Here is a 21,968-nt window from a genome sequence, read left to right as displayed (position 1 = left end):
GATAGATGTACATAGGAACAGCCGTGCCCCTGTGGCCCTCCGCCGGACTTACCGATGGCGGCGGGCCATGGAGCTGGAAGAGCCGGGTCCCCGGGTCAGGCTCCGCGCAGGACCTCGATCGCCGGGTACGCGGTCATGCCATCAGGGCCGGATTCACGGAGGTTGCCGGACTGCTTGCATCCGCCCCATGGCGCTGACCAGTCGAACGCGACATCGTTGAGACCGCACAGGATCACGGATTAGGAGCAGGAGCCAGGCTCAACCCAGGAAGCCGTGGTTCCCCGCTCCGAAGCTGGTGCGCAATAAAACCTGTCCACCCATTCGAATAGTCCTACGAGCGGCCCCGATCGCTACCGGAACTCATACGGAGTGGGGGTCTTGGGCGTGCTGTGACCTTCTCGGCCAGGAGCAGCATGGCGTGTGCGGAGGGCGAGTCGGGTTCGGTGTCATAGACCATGAGTGTCTGGTCTGCGTCGTCACCGGGTGTCAGCGCCTGATAGGTGATCGTGAGGTCACCGACGAGCGGGTGATGATAGCGCTTGGCCCCCGTGCTGCGCTGGTGCACGTGATTGCGTGCCCACAGGCGCCGGAACTCGCCGCTCTGGATCGACAGCTCGCCCACGAGCTGCCCTAGATCGGGGTCCTTCGGGTACCGGCCCGCGTCCATGCGAAGCATGGCGGCCGTGTCAGCCGCGACCTGCTCCCAGTCCGCGTAGAGCTCACGGGCGTGCGGGTCGAGGAACACGAACCGGGCCTGGTTCCGCTCGGCCCGAGGCATGCTCTCGAAATCAGCGATCAGAAGCGCGGCGAGCCGGTTCTGTCCCAGAACGTCCAGCCTGCGCCCGAGCACGAAGGCCGGTCGGAGCGCAGACTCGAGCGTCCTGATCAGGTCCTGCGTCGCCGGGTGCAACCGCTGCGGCCTGGCTGCCCGTCGGCGGCGTGCCGGTGCGGGTCTGGCAATCGTGTGCAAGTGAGCGCGCTCGGCCTCGTCGAGTCGGAGCGCGTCAGCCATGGCATCGAGCACTTCCGGGGATGCGCTCTTACTACGGCCCTGCTCCAGGCGCGTGTAGTAGTCCACACTCACACCAGCCAGCATCGCGAGTTCCTCGCGCCGCAACCCTGCCACGCGTCGCCGCCCGGCATCGACGATGCCGACCTGCCCCGGTGTGAGCCGACCGCGCGCCGCACGGAGGAAGCCGGCCAGGCCAGGCTCGAATTGATCGGACATGACTCCATTATCCAAGCCGACACCGCGTGGTTCGAGGGCGGAAGGGTGCCCAATCCGTCCTAGGAAACTCCGGGCCTTCACCGTCCTCGCGCAGCCACCAATGATCGGGATGCCGCGGATTCTGCGGCAAAGCCCTGACACCCCTTCCGGAAGGAAGCCACTGACATGTCTGTTTGGATGATCACCGGTGCTGCCCGAGGTCTCGGCCTCGAGACCGCCCGCGCCGCCTTGGACGGAGGCGAGCAGGTCGCCCTGGCCGCGCGCCGCCCCGAGAACCTGCCCGAGGATGTCCGCGACCACCCGAACGTGCTTCCGGTTCGGCTCGATGTGACTGATACGGCGCAGATCGTCACGGCCGTGAACGACGTCGTCGACCGGTTCGGCACCATCGACGTACTGGTCAACAACGCCGGCCGCGCCCTGCTCGGCGCGCTCGAGGAGATCACGGACGTCGAGGCACGGTCCCTGTTCGACGTGAACGTATTCGGCCTGATCAACACCACCCGCGCGGTCCTGCCGCTCATGCGGAAAGCCGGTCGGGGCAAGCTCGTCCACATCGGATCCCGCTCCGGTTTCGAAGGCGAGCCGGGCGTGAGCATGTACTCCGCTTCCAAGTTCGCCGTCGCCGGAATCAGCGAGGCCCTGGCCGCCGAGCTCGAGCCCTTCGGCATCCAGAGCATGGTCGTCGAGCCGGGAGTGTTCCGCACCGACCTCCTCGACGCCTCCTCCGTACAACGGCCCGCGGGGCGCATCGCCGCCTACGACGGCACCCCGGCCCACGTCACCCTCGATTGGGCGGACGAGGCCAACCACACCCAGCTCGGCGACCCTGTCAAAGGTGCCGCGTTCATCTACCGGATCACTTCGGGTGAGCAGCTTCCGCTGCACCTGTCCGTCGGCCAGGACGCGCTGGACCGTCGCGCCGTCGTGACCGAACGCATCGAGCGCGAGACCGCGCCGCTGCGTGAGGCATCGGCGGCCACCGCGCACACCGACAGCGAGTCAACTACCCGTGGCTGAATCCGCGGGCTTGCGGGTAGGTGCCCACCTGGCTGGTGGGAGACCTCCCGCGTCCAGCACCCTCTAGTCATCTGGAGGGTGCTGGGGCGGTTGACGGGCGGGACTGCCGTAGCCGGCCACGGATGCCCTGGAGATCCTCCAGGGCATCCGTGGCCGGTGCGTTGGGGACCCGGACGCCAGCACGGTGATGGCCGGGCTGATCGACAACACCGATGTCATACAACCCACCGATATCGCAGAAGTGATCGCCTTCGCCGCTTCCGTTCCTCGACACGTCAACCTCAGCGAAATCACCGTCCTGCCAACCGCGCAGGCGGTCAGAGCCATATGCCGACCTCACGCGGAGGCATGGCCGTCTAGCACGGGCGCGCTGTTGAGCACCCCCATCAGCAGGTCCTAGTCCTCGATCACCATCAGCCTCTGCCATCGGCACCGCATGGTCTCGTTGCCGACCGCAGGAACCCCTGCTATCGTCACCTAACCATTAAAAATACTTTAAGGGGTTAGAAGTGGCTGCTGTACACCACCGCACCGTGCCCGTCGACGGGCTGAAGGTCTTCTACCGTGAAGCGGGACCGCAGGAGGCCCCGGTGATCCTGCTGCTGCACGGCTATCCCACGAGCTCGCACATGTTTCGGCACTTGATCCCGGCCCTTGCCGATCGGTACCGCGTCATCGCTCCTGACCACATCGGGTTCGGCCGCTCGTCGGCCCCCTCCGTCGATGACTTCGACTACACATTCGATGCTCTGGCCGCTGTCACATCGGCGTTCCTCGAAGCGATCGGGGTCAGCAAGTACACGGTGTACGTCCAGGACTACGGAGCCCCGATCGCCTGGCGGCTGGCCCTGGCGAACCCCGTATCGGTCGAGGGGGTGATCTCCCAGAACGGAAACGCCTACGACGAAGGCTTCGTCCCAGAGTTCTGGGAACCGATCTGGGCCTACGGCTCCGACCCGACAGAAGCGAACGAGAGAGCGTTGCGCCCCGCGCTCGGTCGGGAAGCGATCGAATGGCAGTACACCCACGGCGTGCCCGATGTGACCACAGTCGCCCCTGAGGCCTGGGAGCATGACATCGCCCTGATGGCTCGGCCCGGTGTCGACCGGGCGCAGCTTGCCCTGTTCGCCGACTACGCCAGCAACCGAGCCCTGTACCCACAGGTCCACCGGTGGCTGCTTGACTCCGGTGTCCCCGTGCTGGCCGTGTGGGGGAAGAACGACGAGATCTTCGACATCGCCGGTGCCACGGCGTTCCGCCGTGACGCACCGGACGCGCGTATCGAACTCCTCGACGGTGGTCACTTCCTTCTGGAGTCCCACCTGGACGAGGTCGTGCGGATCATCAGGGACTGGCGCGCTGCCATCTGAACCAGCTGGTGACAGGGATCGAAAACGACAAGAGAAGGAGCCGACGTGTCCGTCGGCCCAAGCTGCTCCAGCCTCGGTGCCTGTGCTTCCGTTAACGGCCGGGCCTTTACCTGGATCCTCGATTCCTCCCGACTCGTGTCAGGTTCAGCGTGTCCAGAACCGGGGGCGAGCCCCACTTCGTTGGGAGCGACAGGTCAGCACTGCTGTGCCCGTCCAGGTCGGAGGTGGTGTCGGCGTCGAGGTGTCGTTCACCGGTGGCGACGTGGACCACGACGCGGCTCATCCACAATCGCCCGGAACGCCATTCGGAGAATCCCGGAGGGCGGCACCGCCACCGTGCGCTGATGCACGGTGGGGTGCATGACGCCGACAGCGCCCGGGGCGTCAGGTGGCTACCCGGGCGTTCCTGGCCCCTTGGTCTCCCCGCGCCTCCACTCCAGGAGTCGGCGGTACGCCTCCATGCCGTCGGGCACCCAGCTCCACTCGGCGAGCCGCTGATCCAGTTCCTCCTGGGTGAGGAAAGCGTGCCACGCCACCTCGGAGGCCTGCGGGTCGACCGGCACCCCGCAGTGAACCTCATAGACCGACGACCACCAGGTGTGCTCCGGGGTCTCGTAGAGGAACTTGAACAACGGTGTGGGAGCGGCCAGGCCCGATACGCCGAGCTCCTCCTCCGCCTCGCGCAGCGCCGCCTCGTCGTACGATTCGCCCGCGCCCACCACCCCGCCGACGAACATGTCGTACAGCGAGGGGAAGGCCAGCTTCCGGGCAGTGCGGCGATGCACGAAGAGCTCCCCCGCCGTGTTGCGTGCCAGCACGAACGTGCAGCGGTGACGCAGCCTGCGGGCGTAGGACTCGCTGCGCGGAGCCTGGCCCACCACGCGGTCGTGCTCATCCACGATGTCCAGGAGTTCGTCCGCGGAGAGCGGTGCTTGTTCTGCCATGCAGCCATCCAACCAAGAGTCCGCTGCAGGCCTCGAACCCTCTCTGGCCCCGGAAGGGTCGACCGAACAGCTACCGGTGTTTCCAGGGCGGGGCTGGCGCGGTTGGGTTACTGATCCCGCCTACCGCAAGCGCGCGGGCGTTGTGTTTCTCCGCCCCATGTGTCCTTGATGTAGGCAAATAACCTCTTTTGCACGTGCTCCCCCTGGGCTTGAGGTGCGTCTTACATGCACACGGGTCGCCCCCGCCATCCCCTGCCCCCGGCGTCGGCCCTCCAACTTCACTCACACCTGGAGCAACCTGTGTCTTTCTCTATCCGCGCCGCTGCACTTGCCGGGGGTGCCGCTCTCGCCCTGTCGCTGGCCGCTCCCGCCAGCGCCGACACTCCTGCCCCCGGCGACGACTGCGAGCGCACCCAGCTGCGCGACACCGTCGAGCTCGCCGACGGCAGCGTCCTCGAGTGCGGTTTCGAGCGGGGCGAAACCGTCCCCGCCTGGCTGGTCATCGTCGAGCCCACCGAGGAGCCGACGGAAGAACCGAGCAAGGAGCCCACCGAGGAGCCCTCGGAGGAGCCGACCAAGGAGCCCACCGAGGAGCCCTCGGAGGAGCCGACCGAGGAGCCGACGGACGAGCCCAGCGGCGACCCCACCGAGGAGCCCAGCGGCGACCCGACCGAGGAGCCCAGCGGCGACCCGACCCCCGATGAGTGGGCCGACTTCGTCGACCTCTTGGAACCCGCCCCGGACGGCATCCACCCGGGCCAGTTCTGCAAGAACGACCACGCGCTGCTGATCTGGGGCTACGGAGACAACGCCATCCAGTGCCAGTACAACGAGGCCTCCGAGCGCCACCACTGGGTCGAGGTCACGTCCTTCGACGACCTGATCATCGAGGACGAGGACCCCACCGACCCGAAGGACCCCAAGGACCCGAGTGAGAAGCCGGACGACGGCACGACCCCCGGCGAGGGCGACGACAAGGAAGCCCCGGCCGAGGCCGGCGCTGGCCAAACCCTGCCCGTGACCGGTGGCGCGCTCGCCGGTCTGGTCGCTGCCGCACTGGCCACCGCCGCTGCCGGCGGCGGCGCCCTGTACCTGTCCCGCAAGCACAAGACGGCCGACGCCGCGGGGGACGACGAGTAGATCCGCGCGCAAAGAAGAGGCGCCCCGCTCAACGTGAAGCGGGTTCTCACGGTGGTCGCAACACCCTGATTTCCAGGAGGTTGCGACCACCCTGTTGTTCGCAGGGGACCGTGACGACCTGCCGCAGGCAGCGGTACTGGTTTTTCACGGGGCTGGACGAGTACGCGCACCGGTGGGGGTTGAGGCGGGGTGCTGGTGGTGTGGGGCTCGGGAGGGCTGGGGTTTGTTGTTGGGTGCGGTGGTTCCCTGCTGGGGTGCAGGCTCCGCACAAGTGCGGCCGGTTGCCCCGTTTCCTGCCGCTTGATGGTGGCCGTCTCCGCTGCGCGCCTCAAGGTCGTCGCCATCGAGCGCTTCGCGCGTCATTGGCGCTCCACCTTGACCCGCTTCGCTGCGACGGCGGGTCGGCGGCTATCAGGAAACGGGGGGCGTGTGGTCGGGGAGGCGACGGAACCGGCCTTCGGCCGGGAACTGCTCCGAGCCTGCGGCCCGGTCCGGCCGTGGCCGGCCGGGTTCCTTCCCGTGGGTCTGGTTGTGTCGGCAGGCGCGTCGCAATCCAGTGGCTGGCCGGCGACGAAGAGCCCGATCAGGCGGGGCGGGTAGCTGGGCGCGTCCCACCGGTCTGGCGGCTCGGTGGTGGGTCGGTCGGGGCGGGGTGGTGCCGGTGGCCCGGCCGGGTGCGGTGTGGGCAGTGAGCCCCCCTGTTGGAGGCATTTTGGGCGCCGAGATTGCCTCCAGGGAGGGGGCTCACCGGCCCCCGGGTGCTTCTGGGCGGGGGTCGGCGTCCCGGGTGCCTCTGGGCGGGGGGTCGGTGTCCCGGGTGCCTCCCCCGGGGGTAGCGGCCGCCCCCGGGGCGGCCCCCGGTGTCCGGAACCGGCCTGGTAGGGGTGTCCGTTGCGTCCGAAACCGGTTAATCCCCGATGATCTTGCCCCTGGCTCAACCCTCGGCCGTCGAGGGTGGAGCTGGGGGCAAGATCATCGTTGGAAAGGGGGCCCGAGCCTGACCGAAAGCCCGGTGGGACGCGCCCGGCCACCCGCCCCGGCCTGCTCGGGTCCTTCGTCGCCGGCTGGTCACTGGATTGCGACGCGCTGGCCGATGGAGCCGGGCGGACGGGCAGGCGTCCGGCCGGCCACGGCCGGAGGGCCGGGGCACCCGGCCCGGCCGGGCGAAACCCGGCCCACCGGGCCGCAGGCCCGGGGCCCGAAGGGCCCCTCAGGGCCCCGACCACACGTCCCCCGTTTCCTGACAGCCGCCCACCCGCCGTCGCAGCGAAGCGGGTCAAGGTGGAGCGCCACCGACGCGCGAAGCGCTCGATGGCGACGACCTTGACGCGCGCAGCGGAGACGGCCACCATCAAGCGGCAGGAAACGGGGAAACCACCCGCACCCGCAGGCAACCACCCGCACCCAACAACAAACCCCAGCCCTCCCGAGCCCCACACCACCAGCACCCCGCCTCAACCCCCACCGGCGCGCGACCCCAGAGCACAGGTGTCAACCCAACCGAAGCAGCATCAAAGTTATTGACAGGTCGAACGCTGCTTGATGAAGCACTAGGCGATGGAGATCTCCACGCGGCGGTTCTGGGCCCGACCCCCGGGGTTGTCGGCGCCAGCGATCTCATTGCGTGCCACAGGATCGTCGGCGCCGTACCCGGCGCTCTCGAAGCTGACTTCGGCGTCCGAGAGCGCCTCGCTCAGGAACTCCTCCACTGCCGCGGCGCGCTGCTCGGAGAGGTCCTGGTTGTAGGCGTCGCTCCCGAGGGAATCGGTGTGGCCGTCGATGGAAACGATCTCACCCTCGGCATCCTCGCGCAGGTCTTCGGCGGTCTCGGCGAGGCTCGCCTCGCCCTCGCTGGTGAGTACCGCCTCGTCGAATTCGAACAGCACGTCGGTGTTCTCGCCCGCGTCCACCGGGCGGTTTACCAGGGCCAGAAACGCGCCGAGAAGTATGGCGGCAGCCGCGCTGCGAGAGCCCTTTGACATGAGGAGAGATGATACCGCCAGGCCACGGAATGCGGGAATCAGAGCCGGGGGCACCCTGCAGCTGCTACTACCGGTCCTGGCACTCAGGGCCGATCCGCCGCGAAGTCGGACCTCACCCGACGCAACGAAGCGGGCGGCACCGCGCAGGTACCGCCCGCCCTTCTTCCGCTCCCCCGGGCTCACCACCCCCAACACTGAGAGGGTGCTGGGCGCGGGAGGCCTCCCACCAGCCAGGTGGGCACCTACCCGCAAGCCCGCGGCTCCAGCCACGGAGCGTTCACGGTCTCCGTCGCGCGGGGGATACGGGTCTCATCGTGCCCCGCCCGCGTTCAGCGGGCTGACCCGGAGGTCCTCGACCAGGGAGGTCGCACCCTCCGTGTAGAGGGTGGCGTCATGGGCGTCGGGGCCGGGGAAGACCAGTTCGGTGAGGGTGACGCGGCCCCCCGCCGCGAAGACCTCCACGGACGAGGAGTCCACGACCACGCGCAGGCCCAGGCTGCCGTTCTCGAGGGGGAGCGGGGCCGAACTGCGGCCGGGGAAGTCCTTGTGGAAGCCGGTGTCCCCGGACTCGGTGCGGTCCACGAAGAGTTCCTCCGCGCCGGTGTCGTAGCCGATGACGGTGGCCTGGTCGCCGTCCTGGTGGACGCGCAGGCCCATGCTGTCGGCCTCTCCCGGGCGCAGGGTCAGCTCCACCTGGTAGGCCTGTCCGGGTTCGGGGGTGAGCAGGTCGACGCCGTGGGGCTCCACGGTGACCTCCGGGTGCTCCGTGACCGGCTCGCCCACGAGGTCGTCGACCTGGTGGGCCGGGTTCTGGACCAGCTGGGGGCGGCCGTCGACGGTCTTCAGCGCGAGCTCGCGCGGCAGGGCCATGGCGCCGCGCCAGGGCGACGTGGGGGTCTCCTCGGCGTAGTCCCAGTTGCTCATCCACGCCATGGTCACGCGGGCGCCGTCGGGGGTGTCGTTATAGGAGACGGCGGCGTAGTAGTCGCGGCCCCAGTCCAGCCAGTCGAAGTCGGCCAGGTCGTCGGAGTCGGCGAGGTGCTCCGGGGTGAAGGTCGTGCCGTCGAAGTCCCCGACGAAGTACTGCGCTCCGGACCCGCCCGCGACCGCGCCCGGGTTGAGGTTGACGATCATGACCCAGCGGGTGTCGTCGGGGGCGCCGTCCACGGGCAGCTCGAACAGGTCCGGCACCTCCCAGATGCCGTCCACGGCGTGCTCGGGACCGAAGTCGCTCATGAACTCCCAGTCGAGGAGGTCGTCGGAGCGGTACAGGTGGACGACGTGCTCCGTGGCCACGACCACGGCCATCACCCAGTAGCCCTCGCCGTCCTGCTCGTGCCAGAAGACCTTGGGGTCGCGGAAGTCGGGGTGGTCGATGTCCAGGACGGGGTTGCCTTCGTACTTGTCCCAGGTGAAGCCGCCGTCGGTGCTGTAGGCGAGGGACTGGGCCTGGATGCCGGGGTACTCGGAGGCGTCGGTGTAGTCGCTGGTGTAGACGGCCACCAGGGGCGGGTCGTCCGCGGTGCCCAGGCCGCTGGTGTTGTGCTCGTCGAAGACGATCCCGCCGGAGAAGATGTGCTCCTCTTCGGTGTAGGGGATGGCGACCGGGTGCTCGTCCCAGTGCACGAGGTCGGTGCTGGTGGCGTGCCCCCAGGACATGTTGCCCCAGCGGTCGCCCTCCGGGTTGTACTGGAAGTACAGGTGGTAGAGGCCGTCGTGGTACACGAGCCCGTTGGGGTCGTTGATCCAGTTCTCGGCGGGGGTGAAGTGCAGTTGGGGGCGCAGCCGTAGGGGTTCGGGCCGGGCAGCGGCCGGTCGGACCGGAGGCAGGGAGGCCGCGCCGAGCACGGCGGCTCCCGCGAGCGCCCCGCTCCCGGCGAGGAAGAGGCGTCGTCCGATGCGGCCTGGTTGGCGGTGAGTGGTCACAGTGGTCCTCCTCGTGGTCAACCGGTGGGGGTGCTGCCTTCGTGCTCATCGGCCAGGAGTTCGGCCAGGTCGGCCAGGATCCGGTCGTCGTCGGCGGTGAGTTCGACTTCGTCTCCGTGCGCGGCGCCCAGGGACATCAGCGCCAGGACGCTGGCGGCGTCGACGGGGTCCCCGGCAACGCCGTCGACGACCTTGGCGAGACGGACCGGGCCCTCGTGCTCGGCGGCGGCCCTGGCCAGGAGCGAGGCGGGGCGGGCGTGCAGCCCCACGGGGGAGGCGATGGTGACTCGGCGGTGCATGCGGTTTCCTCTCAGGGTTGTCTGGTCAGGCGTTGGCGGTGACGGGTTGTTCCTCGGGGACGCGTTCGCCTCGGGCGATGCTCTTCGCGAGCAGCACGGCGCCGGCGGAGACCGCGATCCCGGCCAGGATCGCGACGAGGTACAGCAGTGGCGCACTGACCAGTGGCAGGACGAACACTCCTCCGTGCGGGGCCATGAGGGTGCTGCCGAAGCCGATGGTCAGGGCACCCGCGGTCGCCGAACCCACGACGATGGAGGGGATGACACGCAGCGGGTCGACGGCGGCGAAGGGGATCACGCCCTCGGTGATGAAGGAGGCGCCGAGGAGCCAGGCCGGGCGGGAGCTGGCGTGTTCGGCGGGGCTGAACAGGGCGGGCTTGATCTTGGTGGCCAGCGCCATGGCGATGGGCGGGGTCATGCCTGCGGCCATCGCGGCGGCCATGATCGCCAACGCGGTCTCGCTGCCGGTGGTGAGTCCGCCGACGGCGAAGGTGTAGGCGACCTTGTTGACGGGCCCGCCCATGTCGACGGCCATCATGGCTCCGATGAGGCCGCCCAGAAGGATCGCGTTGGTCCCGGTCAGGCCGTTGAGCCAGGCGGTGATGGCGTGCATGGCCACGGCGATGGGTTCGCCCACGACCACGAACATCAGGGTGCCGACCACGGCCGTCCCGATGAGTGGCAGAACGAGCACCGGCATTACGCCGGAGACCGCGCGGGGCACGGGGATGAGGCGCAGGCCGGCGACGACCGCACCGGCGAGCAGGCCCCCGAGGAGTCCGCCGAGGAAGCCGGCCTCTACGGTCACGGCGGCGGCTCCGGCGACGAACCCGGGTGCGATGGCGGCCCGGTCGGCCATGGCGTAGGCGATGAAGCCCGCCAGTACCGGCACGAGGAAGTCCATGGCCAGGCCGCCGGTCTGGTTGGCCAGCGCGGCCCAGCTGGTGAGACTGAGCGCGTCGAAGTGCTCGGTGACCGACGGTGCCTCGGTGATGTCATGGCCGCCCAGGGCGAAGCTGAGCGCGATGAGCAGGCCGCCGGCGGCAACGAACGGGATGACGTAGCTGACGCCGGTCATGAGCCACTGCTTGAGGTTGCTGCCGAAGCCTCCAGTGCCCGTGACCTTGGTCCCGGGCTCGGGGGTGTTCTCCCCCGGTGCGGCCGGTTCGGCGGTTTCCTCTTCCTTCCCGGCCCGGCCGGTGCCTGCTCCTTCCGCCTGGTCGGCGGCCTCGACAGCGCGTTCGAGGATGCCGGCGGCGTCGTTGACGGCCTGCTTGACGGTGACTTCGACGTACGGGATGCCCTCGAAGCGTTCGCGTCCCTGCACCCCGATGTCCGCGGCGAAAACGACGGCGTCGGCCGCTGCGAGGTCCGCGGCCGAGAGGGCGGCGGTGCCGGCCGACCCCTGGGTCTCGACGGAGACTTCGTGTCCGGCGGCGCGTCCGGCCTGTTCGAGGGCCTCGGCTGCCATGTAGGTGTGCGCGATTCCGGTGGGGCAGGACGTGACGGCGACGATCTTCACAGCGCCACCTCCGAACGCACGTAGTCGGCCACGCGGGCCGGGTCGTCGGCGCTCAGGAGGGTGCCGGTGAACTCTGCGCGCATGAGTCGGCGCGAGAGCTTGGCCAGCACGGTCATGTGGTCGGTGTCGCCACCCTCGGGCGCGGCGATGAGGAAGATGAGTCGGGCGGGGCCGTCCTCGGCTCCGAAGTCCACACCTTCGGCGCTGCGGCCGATCGCGAGGGTCGGGACGGTGACGGCTGCCGAGCGGCAGTGCGGGATTCCGATACCGCCGGGAAGGCCCGTGGACATCTGCTGTTCGCGGGACTCCACGTCGGCGAGGAACCGCTCCAGGTCCGTGACCCGGCCGGCCCTGTGCAGGCGTTCGCCCAGGGAGCGGACGGCCTCGCGCCGGTCGGTGGAAACCAGGTCGAGGTCGACCAGGTCGGTGGTGACGAGATCGGTCATGGTGTCGCTCCGGTAAGGGTGAGGGAGGTGTCGACTGCGGTGACGTGCACGGTGTCGATGCGCGGATCGTGAGGGCTTGGCATACGGCTGCCCGGAAGGCCGACGGCGGCGGTTCCGTGGGCCACGGCTGCACGCAGGGCCTCGGGGCCGGCACCGCCGGCGCCGAGGAACCCGGCGAGTAGGGCGTCACCGGCGCCCACGGTGCTCAGGACCGTGGTGGCGGGCCCCTGGGCGTGCCAGGCGCCGGCGTTTTCGACGAGGAGCGCCCCGTCGGCGCCGAGGCTGACCAGGACGGCGCCCACTCCTTGGCGGCGCAGCCCGTGGACGACGTCGAGGACGGAGCCGAGGGTGGGCAGGGGGCGCCCGGCGAGTTCGGCGAGTTCGTCGTGATTGGGTTTGACCAGGTCGGGGCGGGCGTCGACGGCTCGGGCCAGGGCGGTCCCGGAGGTGTCCACTGCGGTGCGCGCTCCCGCCCTGCGGCCGGCTTCGACGAGGTCGCCGTGCATGTGGTCCGGGCTGCCGGTGGGCAGGCTCCCGCAGGTGGCGAGCCAGTCGGCGCCTTTGGCCAGGGCGGCGGCGCGGTCCACGAGTTCGCGGGTCTCTCCGGGGGTGAGGGCGGTTCCGGGTTCGTTGACTTTGGTGGTGGTGCCGTCGGCCTCGACCACGGTGAGGTTGCTGCGGGTCGCGCCGTGCACGGGTACCTCGGCAACGGAGACCCGTTCCTGTTGGAGGAGTGCGCCCAGGCGTGCGCCTTCGGGGCCGCCGCAGGGCAGGAGGGCGATGGTGGGCCGCTCTGCGGCGGCCAGGACCCGGGCGACGTTGACGCCCTTCCCGCCGGGGTCGAGGTGGGTGTCCAGGCTGCGGTGGACCTCGCCCCGGTGGAGGGAGTGCACTGCGACCGTGCGGTCCAGGCTGGGGTTGGGGGTGACGGTGACGATCATGCGATCACCACGTCGGGCTCGGCTCCGGCGAGGGCCTTGCGGGCCTGCTCGTCGAGTCCGTCGTCGGTGACGACCACGTCCATCTCGTCCAGGTGGGCGAAGCGGCTGAACTGGTCGTCGCCGTACTTGGTGTGGTCGGCGAGGAGGACGCGGCGGCGGCAGGCGCGGACCATGGCGGCCTTGACGGCGGACTCGGCGGGGTCGGGGGTGGTGCAGCCGCGGTCGGTGGAGAAGCCGTTGGTCCCGAAGAATCCGACGTCGATGGTGAGGCCGTCCAGGACGTCCTGGGACCAGGCGCCCACGGAGGCCAGCGTGGTGGCCCGCACCCGGCCCCCGATGAGGTGGACTTCGCAGCCCTGGCGGGTCACGAGTTGCTGGGCGGTGGGGAGGGAGTTGGTGACGACGGTGAGGTCGCCACCGTCGATCATGTGCCCAGCCAGGCGGGCGGTGGTGGTGCCGCCATCGAGGAGGATGGTTCCGCGTCGGGGCAGTTGGGCGACCGCGGCCTTGGCGATGTGCTCCTTCTGCGCCTCGTTGGTCTGGTCGCGCAGGGTGACGCTGGGTTCGAAGTCCAGGCGTTCGACGGCGATCGCGCCGCCGTAGACCCGGCGGACCACACCCTGCCGTTCGAGGACACTGAGGTCCCGCCTGATCGTCTCCGGTGCCACGGCGAGTTCCTCAGAGGCCGACGAGACGTCGATGCGTCCGTCCCGGCTTGCCTTCTGCGCCAAAAGTTGTCGGCGCTCGGCCCCGTACATGCCCGATTCCCTCCGTTGTCCGGTTTGATGTTGACCAATTCTGCCTGGTGTTGCCATATTGTCAAGGATCGGTGAACGCTCGAAAAACACGGAGGCACCATGGCGAACGGTTCGCTCCCCCACCCGAGTTCAGTGCTGCACGGGGCTGGTGTGAGCCCCGGAACAGCAGCGGGGCCGATCGTGCGCGTCACCGAACGCCAGCCCGAACCGGCCGTCGGCCCGGCCCCGGACGAGCCCGCGGCCGAGGCGGCCCGCATCCGACCGGCCGCCGATACGGTCGCCCGGTCGCTTCGGGAGCGCACGGCGACCACCGAAGAGGCCGCGGCGGTGTTGGCGGCCACCGCCGAGATGGCCGCCGACCCCTCCCTGACCGCCAAGGCCGAGTCACTCGTGACCGAGAACCGACTGCCCGCGGAACGTGCCGTGCACGAGGCCGCGGACGGTTTCGCCGAGATGCTGAGGGCCGCCGGCGGACTCATGGCCGAACGGGTGCGCGACGTACTCGACGTGCGCGACCGGATCGTGGCCGAACTGCGCGGCACCAACCCGCCCGGGGTCCCCCACCTCACCGAACCGTGCGTCCTCCTGGCCCGGGACCTCGCCCCGGCCGACACCGCCGGCCTGGACCCGTCACTGGTACTGGCCCTGGTCACCCAGGAAGGGGGCCCGACCGGGCACACCGCCGTACTGGCCCGGGCGATGGGCATCCCCGCCGTGGTCGCGGTCCGCGGCCTGCTGGAGGACCCGGCCGAAGGCGCGGTCGTGGACGGCCTCACCGGGGAGGTCGCCCTCCACCGCCGTCCCGTGCCCGCGCGGGCCGTCGAAGCGGCGGACGTGGAATGGGACGGTACGGGACACACACGCGACGGGCACCCGGTGCGGGTCCTGGCCAACGTGGGTTCACCCGCCGACGCCCGGGCAGCGGCGGCCGGCGGAGCCGAGGGAGTGGGCCTCTTCCGCACCGAGTTCTGTTTCCTGAACGCGGCCGCGGAGCCCTCCGAGGCGGCCCAACGCGAGGCCTACCGCGCGGTGTTGGAACCTCTCGCGGGCCTGCCCGTCATCGTGCGCACGCTCGACGCGGGCGCCGACAAGCCGCTTCCGTTCCTGTCCATGGGCGAAGAGCCCAACCCCGCGCTGGGTGTGCGGGGGCTGCGGGTGGCCTTCGACCGGCCCGGGTTGCTGGAGCGCCAGCTGGCCGCGATCGCCGGCGCCGCGTCCGACACCGGAGCGCGGGTGAGTGTGATGGCGCCGATGGTGGCCACGGCTGCCGAGGCGCGCTGGTTCGCGGAACGGGCCCGCGCTGCCGGGTTGGACCGGGTAGGGGTGATGGTGGAGACCCCCGCGGCCGCGCTGGCCGGCCCCGCCCTGTTCGAGGCGGTGGACTTCGTCAGTGTGGGCACCAACGACCTGGCTCAGTACACGTTCGCCGCCGACCGGCTCAGCGGGGCCCTGGCCGAGCTCAACGACCCGTGGCAGCCGGCCCTGCTGCGGCTGGTGGCCGGTCTGGCCCGGGCCGGACGCGAGCACGGAGTACCGGTCGGCGTGTGCGGTGAGGCCGCCGCCGACCCGCACCTGGCAGGGGTGCTGGCGGGGACCGGGGTGGGCAGCCTGTCGATGTCCGCGACGGCTCTGGCCCCCGTGGGCGCCGCGCTCTCGGGCCACACCATGAAGGGCTTCGAACAGGCCGCACGGGCTGCGCTGGCGGCCGACTCCCCGCAGGAAGCGCGTGAGGCAGCGGCCCGGGAACTCGCCGCCGAGACCGAGGGCGGGGTCTGACCGGCACCGTGAACCGAGTGCGTAGATATGCCCTTATTTGTCCATTTTTGTCGCTGTCGGTGATGGCGACCGCCTGCAGCCTGCCGGGCGGGGACGAGGCACCGCCGACCGAGGAAACCGGGCCCGATGCCTACACCGAGGACCTGCGCCCGCAGTTCCACTACTCCCCCACCGAGGGGGACATGGCCGACCCCAACGGGCTGGTCTACCACGCGGGCGAATACCACCTCTTCCACCAGCAGTGGGGCACGTGGGCCCACGCCGTCAGCCCCGACATGGTGCACTGGGAGGAGCTGCCGACCGCGTTGGAGCACGACGAGCTGGGCCAGGCTCTCTCGGGCAGCGCGGTGGTCGACCACCACAACACCAGCGGCCTCTTCCCGGACGGGGAGGGCGGCATCGTGGCGGCCTACACCAACACCGAGGGCGGCGAGGCGCAGAGCATCGCCCACAGCACCGACGGCGGCCGCACGTTCGAGCGCCACGAAGGCAACCCCGTCGTACCCAACGACGGCCGTGAGGACTTCCGCGACCCGCAGGTGTTCTGGCACGACCAGAGCGAGTCCTGGATCATGGTCGTGGCCACCGGATCGGCGGTAGAGATCTTCGGCTCCCCCGACCTCCTGGAGTGGGACAAACTCTCGGAGTTCGGCCAAGATCAAGGGCTGCAGACAGCCGTGTGGGAGTGCCCGGAGCTGTTCGAGCTGCCCGTTGAGGGAGACCCCGAACGCACCGAGTGGGTGCTCGCGGTCAGCGTCGGCGCCTCCGAGGAGACCGGGGGCTCCACCGCGCAGTACTTCGTGGGCGACTTCGACGGGGAGTCCTTCACCAGCCACGACCCTCCCGAACGAGAGCGGATCGTCGACGCCGGTCAGGACTTCTACGCCGCGCAGAGCTTCGCCGAAGCTCCCGACGACCGCCGTGTGTGGCTCGGCTGGGTCGGCAACTGGGCCCACCCCTACGCCGCCCCCACCGAAGGGTGGACCAACCACATGAGCGTGCCGCGCGAACTGTCGCTGCGCCCCACCGGTGAGGGCGACCTGGAACTCGCGCAGAAGCCGGTCCCCGAACTCGACGAGCTGCGCGGGGACCCGGTACACGTGCCCGAAGGCGAAATCGACGGGCTCCGCCCGGTGGACTTCGAGGGGCGCAGTTTCGAGTTCGAGGCCGAGATCGACCTGGGCGGGGCCGAAGAGGCGGGCCTGAGGGTCTTCGACGGAGAGGCCTCCGGTCAGGAGTCGTGGTTCGCGGTGGGGGCCAACACCGAACACGGCGAGTTCGTGATGGACCGCGCCAACGGCGGCCCGCAGACGCTGTACGACCCTGAACTGGAGGAGGTCGACTTCGGGGTACGGCGCTCCTGGGACCACGAGCCGCAGGACGGGGTCCTGCGCATGCGCGGCTACGTGGACGAGTCCTCCGTGGAGGTCTTCGTCGACGACGGTTCACTCACGGGGACCATGCTCGCCTACCCCGACCCTGGCGACGACGGGATCACGCTCTACAGTTCCGGGGGCAGGGCTCACCTGGAGTCCCTGACGATCCATCCCATGGGGCAGATCCGCTGACTGCACGCTCACGCTCCCCAGAGCAGCACGGGATAGGCGGATAAGAAGGACTTGATGTGGAGGTTCAGGGGTCCAGCGGCCATGTTGCGCGGCCCCCGACGAACACGCTGGGTACCCATAGGCGATAGCTCTCCAGGCGACGAAGCTACGTGGTAGCGACCTCGCCATGGGAGTGATACCAGGTCAGGCAATGTGAGAGCCGACGAGGGGACTTGAACCCCTAACCTATCGCTTACAAGGCGATAACTCATTGGGGCACATCCGACCTGCGAAAACGCCGCTCTCAAAGGGGATGGACAACCCTCAGGCGAAATCTGTTTTCAGCTTAGGCTTCCGTTCCTGTTCCCGCAAGCGATTCAAATAATGCCTGTGGACAGACTACCCGAAAAACAGTTATCGCCTATTCTGCCCAGCACGAAAAAGAAAGGGCCCTGGGCGACGCCCAGGGCCCCGATGCGTGAAGGGTCAGCTCCCCCAGCGGAATGCCCGCTCCTTCGTCCTGACGGCCTCCGGGATGGCCACCACCCGGTAGAAGGCCTGGCCGATCCGCTTCTCACACACGAAGTGCGCCCCCTCCCACCGCGGAGCCACCCCCATGAGTGCGGCCAGTCGCTCCACCTCGCCCTCCTTGTGCCCATCGCAGCCCTCGGGGAAGTAGGTGAGCTCCACCTTGGCCATCTCTCCCACCGGCAGGTGCGGGTTGGCCTCCATAAAGACCACCATCGCCCGCATATCCTCCAGGAGCCCTCGACGCTCCACCTGGTCGGCCACCTGCACCGCCGACCCCTCGGCCTCGGCACAGCTGGTCCAGACCCGGGACACGCCGTGGTGGCCGTCAGAGCGCACCGAGTACATCCGCCTCTGGTGCTGGCACCGCCGCATCTCGTCCAACCGCCGCATGGGATCGCCTCCTCGCTGAGAAAAGTCCTTCACCCCGTAAAGAAGCCATCGGCCCCCTCGATTTGGACGCCCTCCAGCGAAAAACCTCCAGGAGCCCCCCGCACTCACCCCAGCCCTCATAGAGATCTCAAGAAGAGAAGAGATCTATGTCGGGTTTCTGACAAACATCCGCAAACCCTTACCCCACAGGGGATGTCAGCGCCTGCCAGCCCCACACACCAACGACCCCCCGACGACCCCCGCCGCCACCTCATGTGCCTTCGGATCCCGACCCACCCTTGACCGAACACACACCCACCCATGGGCCGACTTCCTAGCCCGGCGTTATCCACAAGCGCTGCAAAACCAGAATCAATTGCTGCATGATGAGAAGTGTCTGGCCGCGGGGGTCACAGCCCATAGCCAGGACCAGTTGAGAACTCAAGAGAGGAATAGCGCATGCACGCCTTCGAGGAGCGCTTCGCCTGCATCAGGAGGGTCCTGCACGGCCTCTACGCCACCCTGGCCGATCGGCTCGCCGCACTGCCCCTGCCCATCGCACTCCCGCCCCTGGGCAATGAGCCCGAGGAACACATGGCGGTCCTGGATGCCCTGGAGGGCACGATGGACCTGCTGCGGGAGATGCCGCTGCAGAACGGCCAGCGCGCCCGGCTCTGCGCCGCGGCCGTGGAGTGGAACACCCTCTACGAACTGGTGGCCACTCTCGAGGAGTGCGGCCACACCAAGCTTCGGCTGATCTCCGCCGAGATCTGCTCCGCACGCATCGCGCACTTCATCCAGAACTACGACCACCAGGAAGCCAGCACCAAGCCCCAAGCCTCCTAGAGACCCCGATCAGCCCCGGGCCACCAGGTCCGGGGCTTTGCTATGCCATCCACCCGCACGCCGGGCACACTATGAAGGGCCGACGCTTTCCCCGAGCGAGCCCGGGGGTCACAGAGCGCCGACCCTCACCAGTTGAGACCCCGAAGAGAGGCCCAGTCCATGGTAGACCGGCCGGGCGTGACCGTTCCAGAGATCGCCCGCCGCTACGGCCGCAGCCCGCACACCGTGAGCAAGGAATGGACCCGCGCAAAGGGCTTTCCCTCCCCCACCGGCCGACGAGGACGGTACCTCGAGTACGACCACACCGCCGTCCACACCTGGGTCCAAGCCAACCTCAAGGCCGACACCACCCTGCCCATCCACACCGGCCCACCCGAAGAACTCCTCACCAAAGCCGAAATCGCAGCCGAGTCCGGCCTCTCCCCCAGCACCATCCGCTCCGACCTCTCCCGTGGCCGCCTCACCCCCAAGCACGGCGACACTCAAAAAGACGGAGTCCCCCTCTGGCGCCGAGGCATCATCTCCCGCCAACTGTCCCAGCGCCGCCAACACGGGTCTTCGAAGTTAATGGGGGTGGGCCTCTCGTCGACTCCGGCGGGTGGTTGCACAGCGTGACCGGAGCCGTTGGTTGGCCCGGTTCCGGAAACCGAAGGCATTGCGGGCCTCCAGCTTGATGAGGTGGTTGTTGCCCTCGGAGGCGGCGTTGGTGATCCCGGTGGCCAGGTGGGCCTCGATGCCGTCCCACCACTGCTCGACGGTCTGGACCAGGATGCGGAGTTCGGGCAGGTGCGCATGGTCGGCGACGTGGGAGAGGAAGCGGTAGCGGGCCGCGCTGATCGCGGAGCGATCGGGACTCACGCGGGTACGGCTTACGGCCAGGCCCAGCAGATCGCGTAGGAGTTCCTTGGCCTGCCAGGCGGCGTAGATCTGTCGGCCGTAGGTGCCCATGTGCTCCAACGTCACCTGCAGGAAGGTGCGTTGGTCGGCGCTGAGTTCTTCGGCGTTGCGGCGCAAGAGCCTGCGCACGGCATAGACGGCATCACCCCTGTGAGCCCGGCGCCCGTACTGCTTCCATGTCAGGCGCCGGCGTAGGTCGGCGAGGCGGCGCTGGGCGAGTTGGACGAGGTGGAAGCAGTCGTCGACCATCCGCGCGTGGGGCAGAGCTTGGTTGATCGCGGTGCGGAAAGGGGCGCACAGGTCGATGGCTACGTGGCGCACCTGCGCGCGCCAGGCGGCGGGCTGGGCCAGGTGCCCGTCGGCCACCGGGGCCGCGCCCGCGTCCCTCGACCTGGCCGAACAGGCCCTGCCCGCCGATGGCGTCGACGAACCCGATATGCCAGGCATCGGCCACCAGTTCACATGTGTGGGTGTGCGGGTTCTGTTGCCAGACCGGCTTGCCGCGGCGGGTCTCGTCGATCCCGATCGCCTCGGTGTGGGGTGGGTCCTCGGGCAGGAGGCGGGCGGCGTAGTCAGTGAAACAGCGCCAGGTGGTGGGCCAGGATAGGCCCAGGTCGCGTCGGGCCCGGACCACGGTGCGGCCGGTGTCACAGGCCGCGGCCCCGGCCGCGTCGCGCAGGGCGGTGGTGGTACGCATCCGGGCGGGCACTGCCGGGATCGCCTCGGTGAAAGAGCCGCGGGTGTACACATCTGCAGTGCAGTACCAGCGGGCTTTGCGCCAGCGGATGCGCACCGCTGTGCTGCCGCGGGACAGATGCCTGGGGGTGGTGGTGCGGTAGTCCTTGCGCCGGGTGGCCAGCATCCCGCAGGAGGGGCAGGCCTGTGCGCAGTCGTCGCTGGTGACGGTGTAGACCGTCGATTGGCCTGCACTGTCGGCTTTGAAGTGGGTCACACTAGCCCCCTCGAGCCCGAGTAGGAGTGTTGCCGCGTCAGGGTTGAGGGATCGTCTGTGTTCAAGCCCGTGGGTTTTCGTTTTGGTTGCTTCGACAACAGCCATGATCACGAAGACCTGCGGGCTTCTTGCATCCGGGGCGCCTGCCCCCGACTGCCTCACACAGCGTGACCGGAAAGCCCGCCTGTCACCGCCCCACCCCCATTAACTTCGAAGACCCGCTAAGCCGAAATCGAACTCGACATTGAGTTCACGTTTCGGTACCTGGCGGAGGCAACCTGTACGATGAATACGTGATCGATGAATGGGTCCCCTTCGGACTGAGCCAGGACGATGCCGAGCAGTACAGGGTGTTGGTAGACGGAGTACCGAGACCGCTACGTGAGCCGATTGTTGCGTGGTTCGAGCATATCTTGTCGCATGCGAAGTTCGATCGACTACGCAACGATCGAAGTCGACATTTGGAGATGCTTACGGGCATTGAAATGGGGGTACGTGAGAACGCCTACCGCAAGTGGAGCGAATACACGAGTATCTTGCGCAGGATGGACGATCGAACCTTGCTCCGGGTAGTGGACGCAACACTCTCAGTGGAGTGGCACGGAACTCGGACAACGGATCTGGACTATGCACTTAGGCTCTGCCGTTCCAAATGGATGATAGGCACACGCATGGGCAAGCCCGGTCTGGTGGCGCGCGAGCCGGAGGGTGTGCAAGACATAGTCGAGGCGACGATCAGTTCCTCGGGCACTTCCGGACAGATTCTCGCGCGTGCCTGGAGTAAAGTGCACGCCTTCACATCTGACTTTCCGGGTGCGTACGCCGACGCGGTCCGTGCTGTCGAAACAGCGGCCCAGCCCCTGGTCGAGCCAAACAACCTGGAGGCCACGCTCGGCAGCATGGCGTCGGTGATGCAGAATCACGGCGACTGGCGGTTGCCACTCCGCGAGCACCAGCACTCGCCGACTGCCACGATGCTGGTCGACATGCTGCGCACCCTGTACAGGGGCCAGGTGGACCGTCACGGCAAGGACGACTATCGGGACGTAAACCAAGAGGAGGCGCGAGCCGGAGTCGCGCTTGCCGCCACGCTGGTGTCATGGTTCGCCTCGGGAAACGTCCAGCGCCGGGGCAAGATCTGAGTTGATATTGCCATCCGTGCCATACAAACTCGGCTGTCGAACGCAACCACGACTTTTCACACCTGGGGCCGCCTCTGGTGTCTTGAGCTAGTGCACCATCCCACTGACACACAACACCCGAATGAAATGGTTCTAGCACTGCGAGATTGACAGCTAGCGCCCCCTGCACATCAATGCCTCCATAACTCTCGGAGTAAAACTGATCGTGACTGTTCAGGTCTTTGGGTGAGTTGATCGGTTCGCCTGCGAGAGGGACCCCTGGGCTGCAACGATGAACCCGTGACCTCCTCCGACCAGACCGCGCCCTCCTACGAGGAGCTCGCCGCGCTGGT

The 21,968-nt window shown here is 68.7% G+C and carries 19 protein-coding genes and 1 pseudogene; 8 read left to right on the top strand and 12 right to left on the bottom strand.

The genetic code is table 11. The features are described 5' to 3' along the window. Nucleotides 1–331 precede the first annotated feature (331 nt). The gene (locus tag ACYVDG_RS21055; protein WP_460756030.1) at nt 332–1,228 is read right to left on the bottom strand and encodes a helix-turn-helix transcriptional regulator; all 897 of its coding nucleotides are present in this window, start codon (nt 1,226–1,228) and stop codon (nt 332–334) included. Between the two features lie 165 nt (nt 1,229–1,393). On the opposite strand from ACYVDG_RS21055, the gene ACYVDG_RS21050 reads away from it, so the two are divergent. After that, the gene (locus tag ACYVDG_RS21050; protein WP_460756027.1) at nt 1,394–2,248 is read left to right on the top strand and encodes an SDR family oxidoreductase; all 855 of its coding nucleotides are present in this window, start codon (nt 1,394–1,396) and stop codon (nt 2,246–2,248) included. Nucleotides 2,249–2,757: 509 nt separating this feature from the next. Continuing rightward, nucleotides 2,758–3,618: an alpha/beta fold hydrolase gene (locus ACYVDG_RS21045; protein WP_460756023.1), complete on the top strand. Its 861-nt coding sequence runs from the start codon at nt 2,758–2,760 to the stop codon at nt 3,616–3,618. Nucleotides 3,619–4,010: 392 nt separating this feature from the next. On the opposite strand, the gene ACYVDG_RS21040 is transcribed toward ACYVDG_RS21045, so the two are convergent. Continuing rightward, on the bottom strand, nt 4,011–4,562 hold the full coding sequence (locus tag ACYVDG_RS21040; protein ID WP_460756020.1) for an NUDIX hydrolase: 552 nt from the start codon (nt 4,560–4,562) through the stop codon (nt 4,011–4,013). Nucleotides 4,563–4,862: 300 nt separating this feature from the next. Between ACYVDG_RS21040 and ACYVDG_RS21035 the strand changes: the two genes are divergently transcribed. Then, nucleotides 4,863–5,702, top strand: coding sequence for a hypothetical protein (locus ACYVDG_RS21035; RefSeq protein ID WP_460756016.1), 840 nt, complete (start codon nt 4,863–4,865; stop codon nt 5,700–5,702). A gap of 1,550 nt (nt 5,703–7,252) precedes the next feature. Here the strand turns inward: ACYVDG_RS21035 and ACYVDG_RS21030 are convergent. The 7 genes from ACYVDG_RS21030 to ACYVDG_RS21000 all read right to left on the bottom strand — a co-directional run bounded on the left by ACYVDG_RS21030 (nt 7,253) and on the right by ACYVDG_RS21000 (nt 13,576). Further along, entirely contained in the window at nt 7,253–7,684 is a 432-nt protein-coding gene (locus ACYVDG_RS21030; RefSeq protein ID WP_460756013.1) for an OmpA family protein, read from the bottom strand. A 309-nt stretch (nt 7,685–7,993) separates the two neighbouring features. Continuing rightward, nucleotides 7,994–9,610, bottom strand: a complete 1,617-nt coding sequence (locus ACYVDG_RS21025; protein WP_460756010.1) for a glycoside hydrolase family 32 protein — start codon at nt 9,608–9,610, stop codon at nt 7,994–7,996. A 17-nt stretch (nt 9,611–9,627) separates the two neighbouring features. Continuing rightward, nucleotides 9,628–9,909: an HPr family phosphocarrier protein gene (locus ACYVDG_RS21020; protein WP_460756006.1), complete on the bottom strand. Its 282-nt coding sequence runs from the start codon at nt 9,907–9,909 to the stop codon at nt 9,628–9,630. A gap of 25 nt (nt 9,910–9,934) precedes the next feature. Further along, complete coding sequence (locus ACYVDG_RS21015; protein ID WP_460756002.1) at nt 9,935–11,431, bottom strand: PTS fructose transporter subunit IIC; 1,497 nt, start codon at nt 11,429–11,431, stop codon at nt 9,935–9,937. Continuing rightward, nucleotides 11,428–11,877 carry a PTS sugar transporter subunit IIA gene (locus tag ACYVDG_RS21010; protein WP_460755999.1) on the bottom strand — a complete coding sequence of 150 codons (450 nt, stop codon included), beginning with the start codon at nt 11,875–11,877 and terminating at the stop codon, nt 11,428–11,430. Before ACYVDG_RS21010 ends, ACYVDG_RS21015 begins: the two co-directional genes overlap by 4 nt. Then, nucleotides 11,874–12,818 (bottom strand): 1-phosphofructokinase, encoded by a 945-nt coding sequence (gene pfkB / locus ACYVDG_RS21005; protein WP_460755994.1) that lies wholly within the window; start codon nt 12,816–12,818, stop codon nt 11,874–11,876. The genes ACYVDG_RS21010 and pfkB overlap by 4 nt, the downstream gene beginning before the upstream one ends. Next, nucleotides 12,815–13,576 (bottom strand): DeoR/GlpR family DNA-binding transcription regulator, encoded by a 762-nt coding sequence (locus tag ACYVDG_RS21000; RefSeq protein ID WP_460755991.1) that lies wholly within the window; start codon nt 13,574–13,576, stop codon nt 12,815–12,817. The genes pfkB and ACYVDG_RS21000 overlap by 4 nt, the downstream gene beginning before the upstream one ends. Before the next feature lie 99 nt (nt 13,577–13,675). On the opposite strand from ACYVDG_RS21000, the gene ACYVDG_RS20995 reads away from it, so the two are divergent. Continuing rightward, nucleotides 13,676–15,352, top strand: a complete 1,677-nt coding sequence (locus ACYVDG_RS20995) for a putative PEP-binding protein (RefSeq protein WP_460755988.1) — start codon at nt 13,676–13,678, stop codon at nt 15,350–15,352. Between the two features lie 62 nt (nt 15,353–15,414). Next, a complete protein-coding gene (locus tag ACYVDG_RS20990; protein WP_460755985.1) occupies nt 15,415–16,920 on the top strand; it encodes a glycoside hydrolase family 32 protein in 1,506 nt (501 codons plus the stop codon). A 465-nt stretch (nt 16,921–17,385) separates the two neighbouring features. Here the strand turns inward: ACYVDG_RS20990 and ACYVDG_RS20985 are convergent, their stop codons facing one another. Next, a complete protein-coding gene (locus ACYVDG_RS20985) occupies nt 17,386–17,820 on the bottom strand; it encodes a hypothetical protein (RefSeq protein ID WP_460755982.1) in 435 nt (144 codons plus the stop codon). Between the two features lie 438 nt (nt 17,821–18,258). Here ACYVDG_RS20985 and ACYVDG_RS20980 point away from each other — a divergent pair, with 438 nt between their 5' ends. Together ACYVDG_RS20980 and ACYVDG_RS20975 are read left to right on the top strand one after the other, a co-directional pair. Beyond that, nucleotides 18,259–18,645 (top strand): hypothetical protein, encoded by a 387-nt coding sequence (locus tag ACYVDG_RS20980; RefSeq protein WP_460755979.1) that lies wholly within the window; start codon nt 18,259–18,261, stop codon nt 18,643–18,645. A gap of 177 nt (nt 18,646–18,822) precedes the next feature. Then, nucleotides 18,823–19,260: a hypothetical protein gene (locus tag ACYVDG_RS20975; RefSeq protein ID WP_460755975.1), complete on the top strand. Its 438-nt coding sequence runs from the start codon at nt 18,823–18,825 to the stop codon at nt 19,258–19,260. Here ACYVDG_RS20975 and ACYVDG_RS20970 read toward each other — a convergent pair. Together ACYVDG_RS20970 and ACYVDG_RS20965 are read right to left on the bottom strand one after the other, a co-directional pair. Continuing rightward, nucleotides 19,210–19,989 carry an ISL3 family transposase gene (locus ACYVDG_RS20970; RefSeq protein ID WP_460755971.1) on the bottom strand — a complete coding sequence of 260 codons (780 nt, stop codon included), beginning with the start codon at nt 19,987–19,989 and terminating at the stop codon, nt 19,210–19,212. The genes ACYVDG_RS20975 and ACYVDG_RS20970 overlap by 51 nt on opposite strands. Before the next feature lie 178 nt (nt 19,990–20,167). Beyond that, nucleotides 20,168–20,404 (bottom strand): annotated as a pseudogene (locus tag ACYVDG_RS20965) (ISL3 family transposase); the annotation flags it as partial. A 383-nt stretch (nt 20,405–20,787) separates the two neighbouring features. Between ACYVDG_RS20965 and ACYVDG_RS20960 the strand changes: the two are divergent. Then, the gene (locus ACYVDG_RS20960; protein WP_460755967.1) at nt 20,788–21,636 is read left to right on the top strand and encodes a hypothetical protein; all 849 of its coding nucleotides are present in this window, start codon (nt 20,788–20,790) and stop codon (nt 21,634–21,636) included. Nucleotides 21,637–21,968 lie beyond the last annotated feature (332 nt).

Source organism: Nocardiopsis oceani (genome assembly GCF_054777395.1).
The sequence above is the reverse complement of the archived record's forward strand: the minus strand, read 5'-3'. Positions and strand labels throughout refer to the sequence as shown.